Genomic DNA, 15,013 nt, shown 5'->3' with positions numbered 1-15,013 from the left:
AAAGGATAATTTTTCCTCCTGCCTCCTCGCTCATTCCTCATTCCTCCTGACTCCTGACTCCTGACTCCTGAGGACTACCCTCACCCATGCATACTTTTTCAGCAAACCCTAATTATAGTGCGGGAATATTGCCCACGATAAGTGTATTTAACCTTGGTGAAATCTAGTGTAGGTTGATAGATTAATAGAGTTCAATTAAGGATTTTTTTTGCAGTTTTGTAATCTGAAGAACTACAAACATGGTTCCATATCTTATGACCATATTGACTGAATCCATTCCCACTCTCTTTATAATCCCTCTTTCAGAGAAACTTGAGGTTGATAACCCAAAATTGCCTTAGCTTTAGAAACATCAGCACTGGTATGACGAGCATCTCCCCTAGCTTTTTCCACAAAATTTTTCTTAATTGGACGTCCTACTATTTCTTCCATCATACTAATAACTTCTGCCAATACTACCCGACTACCCACACCTACATTAAATAGTTCGCCTTATGAACAAGGTTAATAATCTATGAAAAGAGATTATTACAAAGAAAATACTTTGGTGATACTCTCAATATTTGGTTATGGGAAAAATTCATCTTTAGAGCTAATTGATAATACCGCTCTATCGTTAGTTTGTGTAAGTTATATGTGTCTTAGATGAAAGTATTTTTCTTGTTGATAGATAGCTTCATCCTTGATTTTTATTTATCCTTTAAGTTCGACAATACCAACTCTTCCGTAAATAGCAGCACTAGCTTTAACCCGATCGCTAAGTGCAATAGTTTTCCAAGCATATTTCATATCTTCGGAAAAATAAATATCATCTAATAAAACAATTCCATTAGGAGCTAGTCTAGCAACAACAATTTCAAACTGAGAAAAAACAAATTCACGCGCTTTGTATCGCGTCAATAAATGCTATATCTATCTGGCGATCGCTTCCCAAATAAGCATCTATATTATCTTCAAAAGTTCCATTAACTAACTGAAATCTATTACTAATTCCAGATAAGTTTTTCCTGGCAATTTCTGCCCAAATTTGATTAGGATCGAAAGTCAGTAATTCTCCAAAATTATTACTTTCTAATCCTGACAACCAATACATTCCTGAAACACCAAATGCGGTACCAAATTCTACTACAATAGCAGGTTTTCTTTTCTGAATTAGATAGGCATAAAAATTACCAACTTTTTGATTAGTACGCACTTGATTTGCTGTACGACTTGTTTCTTTTACCTCCCTGGGATAATTTTGCAGATTTTCATATCCTTCCCAAAGTGGTTCAGGACCAAGTTGATTAGCTTCCTCTGCTAATTTCTCTATTTTTTCGCTCATCAAAGCTTTGGGAATAGAGATAATTGGTCTGTTAAAATTATCTAAAAGCCAGCTATTTTCTTTCTTAATCCAGTTGATATCTAAAGATTCTGGGGAAATAACTTTTTGCAATTGTTTGGTGTATTTATTTTTTATTTGTCTCCAAGAGTCACGTTTTTTTGCAGGAATAATTGTTTGAAAAAGTGATTTAAAAATATTCATTTTATTTAGTTTATAACGACTTAATCCATTCCCATTCTCTTTGCAACCCTTCTTTCAGAGAAACTTGAGGTTGATAACCCAAAATTTTCTGTGCCTTAGAAACATCAGCACTGGTATGACGAGCATCTCCCCTAGCTTTTTCCACAAAATTTTTCTTAATTGGACGTCCTACTATTTCCTCCATCATATTAATAACTTCTGCCAATACTACCTGACTACCCCCACCGACATTAAATACCTCACCTACTGCTTCTGGTACTGTACCTGCTGCTAAGTTAGCTGCTATTGCATCACTAACAAAAGTAAAATCCCTAGTTTGCTGACCATCTCCATAAATAGAAATTAATTCATCTTGCAAAATCCACTTAAAAAATTTATGAAAGGCCATATCAGGTCTTTGTCGGGGACCGTAAACTGTAAAGTAGCGTAAAGATACATAAGGTACGCCAAAATTCTGATGATATAACTTACCTAATTGTTCTCCTACTAACTTAGTAATTCCATAAGGAGATACAGGTTGAGGACAAACAGTTTCTGGAGTGGGAAAAGTTTCAGCATTACCATATATAGAAGAACTAGAAGCATAAACCAATCTTTGCAAATTAGGAGTATCTTTAGCAGCTTCTAAAATTATTTGAGTAGCATTTATGTTACGTTCTGTATAAGCACGAAAACCTTCCCCCCAACTAGCACGAACTCCAGCTTGGGCAGCTTGATGATAAACTATATCTACATCTGCCAATAACTCTAACCAATTTAAAGATTGAATATCATTTTCTATTAGTTGAAAAGCGGGATGGTCTTTAAATTGAGAAATATTCTGACGTTTCAAAGCAGGGTCATAATAATCATTAAACTGATCTATTCCTATTACCTTATCACCCTGATTTAACAGAGTTTCTGCTAAATGAGACCCAATAAATCCACCTACTCCTGTAACTATAGTATTAGTCATTTTTGGCTATATTATTATCTTTACTATTTCTTGGTATTAAGAGTGAGAGGGAGTATACATTTCAATGTTGATGATAAATTTTAATTCTCTTTCTTTATACCCTGTGCCATCTTATCTAAAATTTTACTAAGCTGAATCCAGACAACTAACCCAGTTCCTATAGTTAAAGGTAAACAGATAGAATAAGCAACTAAATTAGTAAATCCAAATAACTGCAAGCTTGAGGATAAAAAAATTAATGCACCACTAGCAATACCTAAATAAGGAATTTGTAATGTGAATCCTTTCATCTCAGATATGTTGCAAGTGGTAGGATTTTCTGACCAATCTTGAACCAGTTGCTTAATTAATTTGGCAAATACTACTCCTGAAGATAAACTCATTAATAAACCAACTGCGATTAAAAGATAGGGAGGTTGAGGTAGATTATACACAAATATTTCCTTGATTTATACTAATTATTTATTTAGTAATTAACAATGCTGAATTACAGAGTTAGTCAGTATAAAAGTATTTTCTTTCTATTCAAAATTGACTATAGCAATCCTAAGTGATTTGTGAAAAAAACTGTGTAGGTTTGGTCATATAAATCTCATTTTCGCCTGGGGAAAGGAGACCAAACCCCTACAATAAAATGTTACACCCTATTTAAGATTGCTATATAAAAATAGTTAAATGAATATTTGTCTGTAATTCAGCAATATCAAAATATTAACTCATTAATTTTATTTCTCTTCAATAATAATTAAGAGACAAGAATCATTAAATTAATTACTGACAAAAGAGTTGATAAAAAAATATGACTCTTGACTTCTTCTTTTCCTACCTATTGAAAATATACAAAATTCGGCGTTGCGGAATCAAGTTATGAAAATAAAAATTGAATAATCTCAAGCATTTGTTATTCATATAGTTTAGCAAATATCAACAAATACAAATCATACCCATGCATCAGCAACGCCCAAAATTCAATTCTAACTCCTGACTCCTGACTCTACTTGAGAATTTGTCATTGCCATGACAGAAGGTATAATTGCAGCAGCTCTTTCTGTAGAAAATTCTGCTATAGCACCTAGGGCAAGATTAAACAAACGACTTGGTTGTAAATCATCTTGAATTAAACCCCAAAGACGACTAAACTCTTCTGTATGAATCCGATCGTCTTCTACCATTGCTAGTATCAATTGTTTTCGGAGAAATTCACCCTCTTTACTCAAAAGATATTGTAAACCTAATTGGGCGGTAGGTAGTATATCAAAATTTTGGTCTGTCCGAGCTATCCCAATCAAATTTTCTAACCTTTGCCACTGGAACTTTCCATCTTTAAACAATACCTCAATCAAGCGGCGACGTAATGCTGGGGACTCACCTTTTAATAACCTTCTCGCCACATAAGGATAAGCTACATCTACAATTTTGAAATTTGGATTTAGGGAAAGAGCTAAACCCTCTTCGGTAACTAGAGAACGAATAATTAAAGCAAACTTGGCAGGTACTCGGAAAGGATAGTCATACATTAATTCCGAGAACTTATCTGTAATTGTCTTAAAATTAAAATCCTTGACTTTCTCACCCATAATATCTCCCAGCACTATTTCTAGAGCTGGTATAATTGGCTGAATATCCACATCCGGTGCAAGAAACCCAAGCTTGACAAAATCTTTAGCCAACTCTTGATAATCTTTATTAATCAAATGAATTACTGAGTCAACTAAATTTTCTTTAGTATCCTGCTCCAATTGATCCATCATGCCAAAGTCAATGAAGGCCATTCGACCATCTTTTAAAGCAAATAAGTTACCGGGATGAGGATCTGCATGAAAAAAGCCAAACTCTAGTAACTGACGTAAACCGCTAGTTACACCTACTGTAATTAGAGTATCAGTATCAAGACCTGCTGCTTGAATTCTTTCTGTATCTAATAATTTCAGACCATCAATCCATTCTAGGGTCAAAACATGAGTGGTGGTATAACGCCAATATATTGATGGTATCTTCACGCTTGGGTCATCTGCGAAATAGGTCGCGAACCTTTCTGCATTTCGCCCTTCATTTATATAGTCAATCTCTTCAAATAGCTTTGTACCAAATTCATCTACTATTAGGGATAAATCATGGCCAAGATTGAGAGGCAACCAGGGAGCTAACCAACTTGCTGTCCATCTCATCAAGAATAAATCTAGAGTTATGATGGGTAGTAAGTTGGGTCGTTGAACTTTTATTGCTACATTTTCGCCACTCTGAAGGCGTGCTTGATAAACTTGAGCTAGACTAGCTGCGGCAATTGGTTTAGGAGAAATTTCGCTATATATATTGTTGATATTTTGGCCTAACTCTGTCTCTATAATTGAGATTGCCTTCTCATTATCAAAAGCTGGTAACCGATCTTGTAGTTTTATGAGTTCTTCTAAAAAGTCTTTACGAATTAAGTCAGGTCTTGTGGATAGTGCCTGACCTACTTTAATAAATGTTGGTCCTAAGCGAGTTAGTATTCTTCGCAGTTGAGTAGCTCGTTCGGGAGTATCTTCAACTTGATCGTATCGCCATTTATCCCACAAAACTCCCAAAACAAAACTAGCAAAAGAAAAAACTATAACCAGAAATCTTGAGATTACTAACCAAAGACGAGAATGGTAATATTTAGCGATCGCTTCTGGATCGTACCGTCTATTTGAACTAAAGTGATTTTGACCCACTTTTAATATTTTCCTCTTAAATTTTATATTTTTTATTTATTGTTTCTACAAGCTGAAGGTGTAATGAATAATGAATAATTAATAATTAATTATTAATTATTCATTATTAATAATTTAGAGAGAGTTTTTATTATCCATTATCCATTGTTGATTTTCAATTAATGAAAACCTTTTTCTATGATTTGAGTTGAATATGACTTACGGCTTTTTTCGGCTTTAACACTACAGATAGTGTGGCACTATAGTTTTGATTTACTATATATAGGGTTGATCCGTAAGCCATCTGAAAAAATGAGATGGTGTTTTAGCAAACAAACAAGTAAAGGATATTGACACTTTTTCAGTCAAGGGAAATTGTTAATCTAATTTGTAATTTAGATGTATTTCTCTAGCTGAAATTTCCTTCATCTTTATTGTTGTGTATTGCACATTTTTTCTGCTAATGGCAGATTTTCAGTAATTCAGAAGGTATATAAAATTTTATCCCTGCTGTCTTACATTAATTTTTTTTTCATTTGATTAAGTATAGTATACAAAACTACAAATTTCCGAAATAAATTTTAAAGAAATATTAAAGTCAAGACTATTATCAAAATAATTGGGTGACGTAACCCTGCCTTGATTGGCAAAATGTTTTTGTAAGGTTGCTCAAAATGCCTGTTACAAAAACAATTTCTCACCCCTGAGTTCGTTAAAGTTCTTCTAGAGAATCTTTCAAAGCAAATATAACTTGCTCTTGTTGTAGAGTCGAAAGTTCAGGAAACATAGGCAAGGACAAAACCTGATGGCAAACTTTTTCTACACTTGACAATTGAGGGTATGCCAAAGATTTGTAAACAGGTTGTAAATGTAAAGGTATGGGATAGTAAATTGCTGAACCTATTCCCTTGTTTTGTAGCTGAATACGAACCCAATCGCGCAGAGAACTAGAAAAACGAGACCTTGCTATAGCTTCTAACTCTTGACTTTTAAGCATAATTGTGTATTGATTCCAAACACATCTACCTCCAGGTAACTCTTGAGGAGGAACTATAGCAGTTATGCCACTAAGAAATTTATGGTAAATATCTGCTAAGTCGCGACGTTGCTGATTCCAACTATCTAGTAATGGTAATTTAACTTGTAAAATTGCAGCTTGTATGGTATCTAGGCGACTATTAATACCAATATGTTCGTAAAAATATTTGGCAGACTGTCCATGATTTTTGAGCATCCGTACTTGAGAAGCGATCGCTGAATTATTTGTGGTTATAGCGCCCCCGTCTCCAAAAGCTCCTAAATTTTTAGTAGGAAAAAAACTAAAACAACCAATATCGCCAAAACTTCCGACTTTTTGGTTATCCCATTCTGCTCCGGTAGATTGGGCACAGTCTTCGATAACTATTAGGTTATACTGGCGAGCGATCGCCATTAACTTCGTCATATCTACAGGTTGACCAAATAAATGTACTGGCAAAATAGCCTTTGTTTTTTCAGTTATAGCTGCTTCAAGTTGTTGAATATCTAAATTAAAAGTCTGGGGGTTAATATCAATAAAAATGGGAGTTGCTCCTACTGCACTAATTACTTCAGCAGTAGAGAAAAAAGTGAAAGGAGTGGTAATTACTTCATCACCAGGTCTAATATTTACAGCTCGTAAAGCTAGAAATAAAGCATCAGTGCCAGAGTTACAGGATACACAATGAGGTACGTTTATATAGTTAGCAAATTGTTGTTCAAAGTCATCAACAATAGAACCACCAATATAACGACCAGAGGCAAGTACCTCTTGAACTTTAGTATTTAGTTGATCGCTAATTATTTCGTACTGTTGTGTTAAATCTAGAGGTGGAATATTAGTCATGTTAAAAATAAGAAATTCAAGAATAATAAGGGTATTCAATAATTAATAATTAATAATTAATAATTAATAATTAATAATTACCTCTCCTTGAAACCGATAGGATTGACTTAAAGGAAAATTTTTTCTCTCTTGGTCGATTGGATATGGCGAGGAAACCTCGCCATCCCTCGACCGCTTGTTTCTCCTTGAAAGGAGAGGCTTTAGCTATGCCCAATAATTATAAATCAGCTCTTTAAAGATTTTCCTGAACTTGCTATAAATTATGACGATCTGAGGGATACTTCTAGCTAGTATCAAAATTTATCCTATATTTTATTATATTCAGTTATTTGAATTAGCTAAGACTAACAAAATCTTTATTTCCAGAATATTTCCCAAACTTAAAATTTATAGTAATACCTCACCAGAAGTCTTAGGTTTTAAAGATTAGCAATATTTCGGGATGGAGGAACTTACCATAATTCTCAAGAATGCCGGAGAATATCTGATGATAACTAATCAAGATTTATCGATTATAGGAATGGTTGATAAATTGTACAAAATTTTCCCCGAACGCCACGGAGTAAAACCCCGTTAAATATATTTAGTTACAAGCCAAAAATTCGATCATCTTTGTAGTTATTTTCAGATAGTTAAGTGGCTATTTAAGTTTTTTTTTGATGGTCAAATATTCCACTTTCCCAAACTTTTTCAGTATGGAATTTTGCCACAACAAACTTAGGATTGCTATATTGAGATTGATAAATGAAAATAATTCACATATTCGGTGGCTAATAATAAAAAAATTGGGGTTGCTGATTAGGTAATGCTTTTCAATATTTTTGAACCCTACAACTATAGTTTTTTCATAGATATTTGAGACAAAAGCATGACGCATTCACCAAGGCCAAAAAATTTATTTACCTCGTGTGTTAATTACTTAATAGTTGAAGTTTCACATAAGCATAGCATTCTTTTTTTTAATTGGTATAACAACTAAGTAGGTACGCACGAAAAAATTAAATATATAACAAAAAGTAAAGTCGCGAAAAAGCCTTTTCCTTTCAACATAGCTGCTGTCTGCCTCCTGCCTTCCTAACCGCGATAAAATTTAACGCCTATCTACTTAATACTTTTTTGATATATAAAGCTATTCCACTATTTTTGAAACCCTAACATTGAGGTAATTTACAAATTATGAAATTCCTAAAAATCCAATTATTGAGATAAACTTATAGCACTCCATAAATAAGATTTAGTATTAGCAAAAACGCAATGCTATTGCTGGAACAAAAATAGTTTAACATTCTTTTATCTGATTGGTATAACAAATATGATTCAATTAACAATTACGGATATAGCTATGGCTTTAGGACTTATTGCCATAGCTATTGGTCTCTCAGCTTGGCAAAAATTAGGATTAGAATGGCAACTATTAATAGCTACAGTTCGTACTATTGTACAGTTAATATTTGTTGGCTATATATTAGCAATTGTATTTACTACTAAACAACCTTGGTTAGTAATAGCTATTATCTCTGTTATGTTAACAGTTGCTGCAGTAGTTGCTAGAAATAGAATTAGTCAAAAAATACCTCGGTTATTGCCTTTAGTTTGGGGTTCCATTTTAACCAGTACAACTTTAAGTATCAGCTATACAAATTTATTAGTTATTAAACCTGAGAATTGGTATGAACCTCAATATTTAATTCCTTTAGTGGGAATTGTATTAGGAAATGCAATGAATGGAGCAGCGATCGCTGGTGAAAGACTTGTCAGTACAATTAATTCTAATCCCATAGAAATTGAAACTTATTTAAGTTTAGGAGCTACACCCCAACAGGCAGTTGCTAAATATAGAAAAGATGCTATTCGTGCTGCATTAATACCTAATTTAAACCAGATGAGTGTAATTGGAATTGTCACCCTTCCTGGAATTGTTACTGGTCAGTTATTAAGTGGTGTTAATCCTTTGGATGCTGTGGCATATCAAATGTTAATTATGTTTCTTTTGGCTTTTGCTAATTTGACAACAAGTTTATTAGTTACTTATGCTTTATGTCAGCAATTTTTTAATCAGGATGCACAACTTATTAATGGATAATTGATATTGTAGAAAATCTTCTCCGAGTTGGTTTTGGTTCTTCCAATGAAGAGTTATTAGGAATTATTTCACAATTATTGGCATTGCCTTTTAATGGATAATGGATAATTGATATTGTAGAAAATCTTCTCCGGGTTCGTTTTGGTTCTTCCAATGAAGAGTTATTAGGAATTATTTCACAATTATTGGCATTGCCTTCCGAGGAAATTAGTCTATTAATTTTGCAGTTATCCCGTGAGGAATTATTGGCTAAGTTTCTCTGAGAAAAAGCATAGCTAATTTACCTATAACGTCTATAAAGTTCTAGATAAAATCAAACATGATAATGGAATAATTTACTTTCAAAATACATAAGACATTCAGAGCGTAGCGACGACAATTAAGCAATACTAAATTTTTTCGCAAAATGACATGAAGTGGATTAACATCAGATAGATAGTCTAGTTAATTTAAGGAAAACTTTATGGCGGAAACTTTTACCTTTGAAACAATCTTTTTTGAAGATTTTGAGTCAAACTTATCTCGTTGGACTGGAAGGTTTGGAGGTTCTTTTACAGGATTTATTACTAACGACCCACTACAAAATGACCAAGTTCTTTCATTTAGTGGTTTAGGAGCTGGAGGAGATATTTTCACACAAGAGTCCTTCAAAGTTCTGTTTAATAATAGTAATATTGGGATATATCGTTTATCTTTTGACTATTTAGGTTTAGAATTACCAGGAAGTATAGTAGGTAATTTGGGTGGATATGTAGGGTATGGAAGTGGACTGACCAACGCAGATGCCTGGGTTGCTGGAACAACTCGAGGTACAAATACCCTAGCTGAAGGTTTTATTGATTTACAGGATACTGGAAGATGGGAATCTGTTGAAATTCAAATTATATTGACAACTGATGAAGAAATTCACCTTCTATTTGAAGACTGGTCAGGTTCAGATGGAGTAACTGGTGATGTTTTTTTTGACAATATTCGTTTAGAAGCGTTAGTAAAAAATTCAGAAAATTTACTTCAAGGTAGTTCTGGAAATGACAAACTTTCAGGAACTAAAAAAAATGAAATTATTACAGGTGGAGGAGGCAAAGATACTCTCAATGGTGGAGGGGGAAATGATGAAATTAATGGTGGTTCAGGTAACGATAGAATTAACGGTGGTGCTGGAAGAGATTTATTAATAGGTGAAGGTGGGAATGATAATATTAATGGTGGGAACGGAAACGATTCTTTAATTGGTGGAACGGGTAAAGATAGACTTAATGGTGGAAAAGGTAACGATAATTTAGATGGTGGAAAAGGCAACGATAATTTAATTGGTGGAGGAGGAAAAGATAAATTTATTTATGAAACAGACAGGCGTTTTCGTCGCAATGATTTAGGAATAGATACTATTGTAGATTTTGTATTAGGTCAGGACAAAATTGTTCTAGATCAAACTACTTTTACCAGTTTAAATAGTCGTAGTGGTAGAGGTTTTAATGTGGCAAGAGAATTTGCAGTTGTTGATAGTAGGAATGCAGTTGCTAGAAGTCGCGCAGAAATTGTTTATGATTCTTCCAGTGGAGATTTATATTATAATCCTAATGGTACATCTAATGGTTTTGGTAATGGTGGAAAATTTGCCACTTTTACAGATATTCCACTACTCAGAGCTAGAGATTTTATGATTCAGTCCTAGATTATCTAATTGGAAGAAAATTTGTTTCTTATTTCTATAAGAACATAAATTTTGGTAAAGCTGAATAGTATTCTGGTAGTAAGGTCAAAGATTAATTTAATTTTCTTTATTTATCTAAGACTAATCTTAAATAATCGTCAGTCCAAGATCGATAGCATTTTGATAAGAAGTGGAAGCTTTATCTGATTTTCCTTGTTTCTCTAAGACTACTCCTAAATGATAATGACTCCAGGGAAAATCTGGTTTAATTTTAATAGCTTGATGGTAAGCTTCTGCTGCTTTATCGTAGAGATTATTTTCTCCCAAAATACCACCTAGTGTATGATAATAAACCCAAGATTTTTTGGGATTAATTCCAATTGCTTGAGCATAGGCAATCAAAGCTTCGTCTAATTTTCCTTGCTTTTGCAGTAGATATCCTATTTGATTGTAATATTCTTCAGTATAATTTTCTGATTGTTCTTTTTCGTTGTCTAAGATTGAAATATTCTGATTATTTTGATTTTCATTGCCATAACCTAATAAATCAATAATATTTGAGTTACATTCACGGATAATTTGCATTTGTTCGGCATTCAAAAACTCATAATAAGGGCGTTTATCATCTCTGAAAAATCCTTTAGCTTTTGGTAAATATCCATCGAATGGTACATTGAGTTTTTGACAAACAAAAGTTAAATCTGAGCAAAGATTTTCATACTTACCGATAAAATCAACTACTACTTCCTCGTTGATTGTGTAAATATTCTAGTTATTTTTATATGATGAATTAGTGTACTTATTTTTCAGCCAGTTATCAAATTTTATAGATTCGTTTTTACAAATAAAATAGTACCAAGATATAGCTCTATCAAAAGGATTTATTTCAAAACAAAACTTATAGTAACTATCCCAAATCGAAGGTTTTATTACACTTTGAATTTATTTAGCAGTGATATGGTTGAATTACTTTTTGTATTTATTTCCTTGAGCATCAAAATCCAAATAATTTTGTGGTTTTTTCCCAGGAAGTTTTCTGATAGCTTTATCTTCCCAGGAGATAGGAGTAATTACTTCATTATCGCCACAAAATCTAGATAAATAAATTTCAACTGATGTGCCAGCAGTCCTGATTGTTTTTAGGAAAATAAATTTATATTTATGGGATATTATCATTATTAAAAGAGAAGATTATAAAAGTTTCCAATTGAGCGATCGCTTCAAAAATACAGAACTTTATTTCTACTTTGAAAAAGCAGCATTTTTCTCATCTTGAAAATTTTGAGCAGAGAAAATTAGAGAAGTTATCCACATTGAGCGAGCGCTTCAAAAATACAGAACTTTATTTCTACCTTGAAAAAGCAGCATTTTTCTCATCTTGAAAATTTTGCTCAGAGAAAATTAGAGAAGTTATCCACATTGAGCGAGCGCTTCAGAAATACAGAACCTTATTTCTACTTTGAAAAAGCAGCATTTTTCTCATCTTGAAAATTTTGAGCAGAGAAAATTAGAGAAGTTATCCACATTGAGCGAGCGCTTCAAAAATACAGAACTTTATTTCTACCTTGAAAAAGCAGCAGTTTTCTCATCTTGAACTTTATTTCTACCTTGAAAAAGCAGCAGTTTTCTCATCTTGAAAATTTTGCTCAGAGAAAATTAGAGAAGTTATCCATATTGAGCGAGCGCTTCAGAAATACAGAACTTTATTTCTACTTTGAAAAAGCAGCATTTTTCTCATCTTGAAAATTTTGCTCAGAGAAAATTAGAGAAGTTATCCATATTGAGCGAGCGCTTCAGAAATACAGAACCTTATTTCTACTTTGAAAAAGCAGCAGTTTTCTCATCTTGAAAATTTTGCTCAGAGAAAATTAGAAAAGTTATCCATATTGAGCGAGCGCTTCAGAAATACAGAACTTTATTTCTACTTTGACAAAGCCGCCTTTTTCTCATCTTGAACTTTATTTCTACTTTGAAAAAGCAGCATTTTTCTCATCTTGAAAATTTTGAGCAGAGAAAATTAGAGAAGTTATCCATATTGAGCGAGCGCTTCAGAAATACAGAACTTTATTTCTACCTTGAAAAAGCAGCTTTTTTCTCATCTTGAACTTTATTTCTACTTTGAAAAAGCAGCATTTTTCTCATCTTGAAAATTTTGCTCAGAGAAAATTAGAGAAGTTATCCACATTGAGCGATCGCTTCAAAAATATAGAACTTTATTTCTACTGTGAAAAAGCAGCATTTTTCTCATCTTGAAAATTTTGAGCAGAGAAAATTAGAGAAGTTATCCATATTGAGCAATCGCTTCAAAAATATAGAACTTTATTTCTACTGTAAAAAAGCAGCCTTTTTTTCATATTGAAAATTTTTATCTTAACTAAATTATGACTCCCCTACTCCCTAATTCCTTTTCAACGATTAGGAAGATGAGCAGCAATTTTTAAACCTTGTGGGTTATAAACTTCTAAAGGAATTTTAGCATTATTACTAATAGCTTCTAAAGCAACCTGTAAAGTTTTCAAATGTTTTTCTAGTTCAGTACGAGTCTTCTTATCTTTACTACTTTCTACTGCCTTAGCTGTTTTTTTAATTTTCTCCACATAATCAGAAGTCAAACGCACAGTAATTAAATCTTTAGTTACGCTATATTCACAAATTTTTTGCTTGCCCTGACAAGTCTTAGTTAAATCCCGATTTGCTCTTGCTAAAGTATCTAATAATTTTTGGTTTGCTTGTGCTACTTTTAGCAAAGTATCATAAGATTTTATCAGAGGTTTTACAGAAGTAAAATAACTGGAATTAGTTGGTACTTCTTCTGCAAAATTTAGAGCTTTTTGCCAAGATTCTGCCGCCTCTTTCCAATTATCTTTTTTCTCAAAAACTTCAGCTTTTTTAGAGTAACTCATAGCTTGATTATAAGCTTCTTCACCAATCTCTTCTGTAACTCTACGTTCTTGTGCTTCCTGAAGTTTTTGTTCATACTGAGGTAGTAAATTTTTCGCTTCTAAAGAAGCAGTTGTTTGTGGAGGAATAGTAGATATTTTCTCCAAAGCATCTGCCCAATTTGAATATACATTTTTCCAGCTTTCAGGAAACTGAGCGATAACCTCTCTTGTCTCTGCTAACTGAGCAGCTCTTTTGGCAGCAATTAGTTTTTGATTAGCTTCCTCTTCAGTAGTTAATCTGCCTTTAATAGCAACTAAATACTTACGATATTGCTGCAATTTATTTTTAGCAAAAGGATAAGCTCGACTATCTTCCGGTACTTTTTCTAAGAGAGCGATCGCTTCTTGCCAAAGTGATTGAATTTCTACCCAGTCTTCTGTTGGTAGTGGCAAACCTTTACTATTTTGAGCTGCTTGTTCGCCGTTACGCAAAGCTTTTCTAATTGTTTCTAAATGTTCAGTTTCTATTTGGTAAGTAGACTTTAAATGTCGTGCTTCTAAGTAATGTATTGACCAAAATGGAATCTTTTCTAAATCTTGAACTGCTGTTTCTAACTTTTCTTGTGCCTGCTTTGGAACTAAAGAATTTTTGACATTTTTAATTGTTTCTAGTGACTGTTGATTTAACTCTTTTGCTGTTGGTATTATCATACATTTTCCAATTACACAGGGTTGAGTTATTGCATAAAAACAGCCTATTAAAATTGCTAAACTTAAACTAGCGCTGAGAAATTCTACTTGAGAAAAAGTTGTTAAATTAACAGTTGATTCTTTGGTTACAGGTGATTTTTTTTCTACATAATTTCTAGTTCTTCTTTTGATTTTTTTTGGAGATAAGTCTAATCCTTCTACATCAAAAGGATTATCTAAATCATCCAGTAATTTTGAGGTAATCTTGATTTCTGAATTTTGACTTTTCTCATCATAAATATTCTGATTTATAACAGGAGTATTTGCCTCAGATATCTCCTCAGATTCTAATCTAATAGATATTGCTTCTAAATCTTTTAAACTAAATGGATTATCTAAGGAATCTAATAATTCTGGAGTAATTTTTATTTCAGAATCTATATCTCTATCTATCCATTTCGGCATAAAAGTTAATGTAGATTCTTCTTGCGGACTTTTCGTAAAAAATGAATGATAGGCATAAGGATATATATGACCTATTACATTCAAACAAATACCTACTTTTTCTATAGATTCTAATTCCTGTTTTTGAACTATATTTTTTAACTCTATAATTGTTTTTTCCCTATCTATTACTATGTTTGCTGGATGTTGACAAACCAGATCGGAAGAGCGTCGTAGGTTG

13 protein-coding genes and 1 pseudogene are annotated in these 15,013 nt (G+C 32.9%); 4 read left to right on the top strand and 10 right to left on the bottom strand.

Going from position 1 to position 15,013, the window contains the following annotated elements; translation table 11 throughout:
* Positions 1–288: 288 nt before the first annotated feature.
* The 7 genes from F6K40_RS08765 to F6K40_RS08735 form a co-directional block, all read right to left on the bottom strand.
* Positions 289–471 (bottom strand): hypothetical protein, encoded by a 183-nt coding sequence (locus tag F6K40_RS08765; RefSeq protein ID WP_365670735.1) that lies wholly within the window; start codon positions 469–471, stop codon positions 289–291.
* A gap of 222 nt (positions 472–693) precedes the next feature.
* Positions 694–900: a hypothetical protein gene (locus F6K40_RS08760; protein ID WP_293134263.1), complete on the bottom strand. Its 207-nt coding sequence runs from the start codon at positions 898–900 to the stop codon at positions 694–696.
* Positions 878–1,525, bottom strand: coding sequence for an O-methyltransferase (locus F6K40_RS08755; RefSeq protein WP_293134260.1), 648 nt, complete (start codon positions 1,523–1,525; stop codon positions 878–880). Before F6K40_RS08755 ends, F6K40_RS08760 begins: the two co-directional genes overlap by 23 nt.
* Before the next feature lie 10 nt (positions 1,526–1,535).
* On the bottom strand, positions 1,536–2,480 hold the full coding sequence (locus F6K40_RS08750; protein ID WP_293134256.1) for an NAD-dependent epimerase/dehydratase family protein: 945 nt from the start codon (positions 2,478–2,480) through the stop codon (positions 1,536–1,538).
* Positions 2,481–2,560: 80 nt separating this feature from the next.
* On the bottom strand, positions 2,561–2,914 hold the full coding sequence (locus tag F6K40_RS08745) for a hypothetical protein (protein WP_293134253.1): 354 nt from the start codon (positions 2,912–2,914) through the stop codon (positions 2,561–2,563).
* 540 nt (positions 2,915–3,454) lie between these two features.
* The gene (locus F6K40_RS08740) at positions 3,455–5,176 is read right to left on the bottom strand and encodes an ABC1 kinase family protein (RefSeq protein ID WP_293134250.1); all 1,722 of its coding nucleotides are present in this window, start codon (positions 5,174–5,176) and stop codon (positions 3,455–3,457) included.
* Between the two features lie 691 nt (positions 5,177–5,867).
* The gene (locus F6K40_RS08735) at positions 5,868–7,019 is read right to left on the bottom strand and encodes a DegT/DnrJ/EryC1/StrS family aminotransferase (protein WP_293134247.1); all 1,152 of its coding nucleotides are present in this window, start codon (positions 7,017–7,019) and stop codon (positions 5,868–5,870) included.
* 423 nt (positions 7,020–7,442) lie between these two features.
* Here F6K40_RS08735 and F6K40_RS08730 point away from each other — a divergent pair.
* From F6K40_RS08730 to F6K40_RS08720, 3 genes and pseudogenes are all read left to right on the top strand, one after another.
* A pseudogene (locus F6K40_RS08730) lies at positions 7,443–7,740 on the top strand (IS630 family transposase); the annotation flags it as partial.
* 591 nt (positions 7,741–8,331) lie between these two features.
* Positions 8,332–9,102, top strand: coding sequence for an ABC transporter permease (locus F6K40_RS08725; protein WP_293134244.1), 771 nt, complete (start codon positions 8,332–8,334; stop codon positions 9,100–9,102).
* A gap of 463 nt (positions 9,103–9,565) precedes the next feature.
* Entirely contained in the window at positions 9,566–10,777 is a 1,212-nt protein-coding gene (locus tag F6K40_RS08720; RefSeq protein WP_293134241.1) for a calcium-binding protein, read from the top strand.
* 126 nt (positions 10,778–10,903) lie between these two features.
* On the opposite strand, the gene F6K40_RS08715 is transcribed toward F6K40_RS08720, so the two are convergent.
* Positions 10,904–11,356 (bottom strand): tetratricopeptide repeat protein, encoded by a 453-nt coding sequence (locus F6K40_RS08715; protein WP_293134238.1) that lies wholly within the window; start codon positions 11,354–11,356, stop codon positions 10,904–10,906.
* Between the two features lie 366 nt (positions 11,357–11,722).
* On the bottom strand, positions 11,723–11,932 hold the full coding sequence (locus F6K40_RS08710; protein WP_293134235.1) for a hypothetical protein: 210 nt from the start codon (positions 11,930–11,932) through the stop codon (positions 11,723–11,725).
* A gap of 924 nt (positions 11,933–12,856) precedes the next feature.
* Here F6K40_RS08710 and F6K40_RS08705 point away from each other — a divergent pair.
* Entirely contained in the window at positions 12,857–13,009 is a 153-nt protein-coding gene (locus F6K40_RS08705; RefSeq protein WP_293134232.1) for a hypothetical protein, read from the top strand.
* Between the two features lie 155 nt (positions 13,010–13,164).
* On the opposite strand, the gene F6K40_RS08700 is transcribed toward F6K40_RS08705, so the two are convergent.
* The coding region (locus F6K40_RS08700) for a hypothetical protein (RefSeq protein ID WP_293134229.1) at positions 13,165–15,013 on the bottom strand (1,849 nt) is incomplete at its 5' end.

Origin of the sequence: Okeania sp. SIO3I5 (assembly GCF_010672085.1) — a bacterium.
In the GTDB taxonomy this organism is placed as follows: domain Bacteria; phylum Cyanobacteriota; class Cyanobacteriia; order Cyanobacteriales; family Microcoleaceae; genus Trichodesmium.
This window is presented reverse-complemented; position numbering and strand designations above follow the sequence as displayed.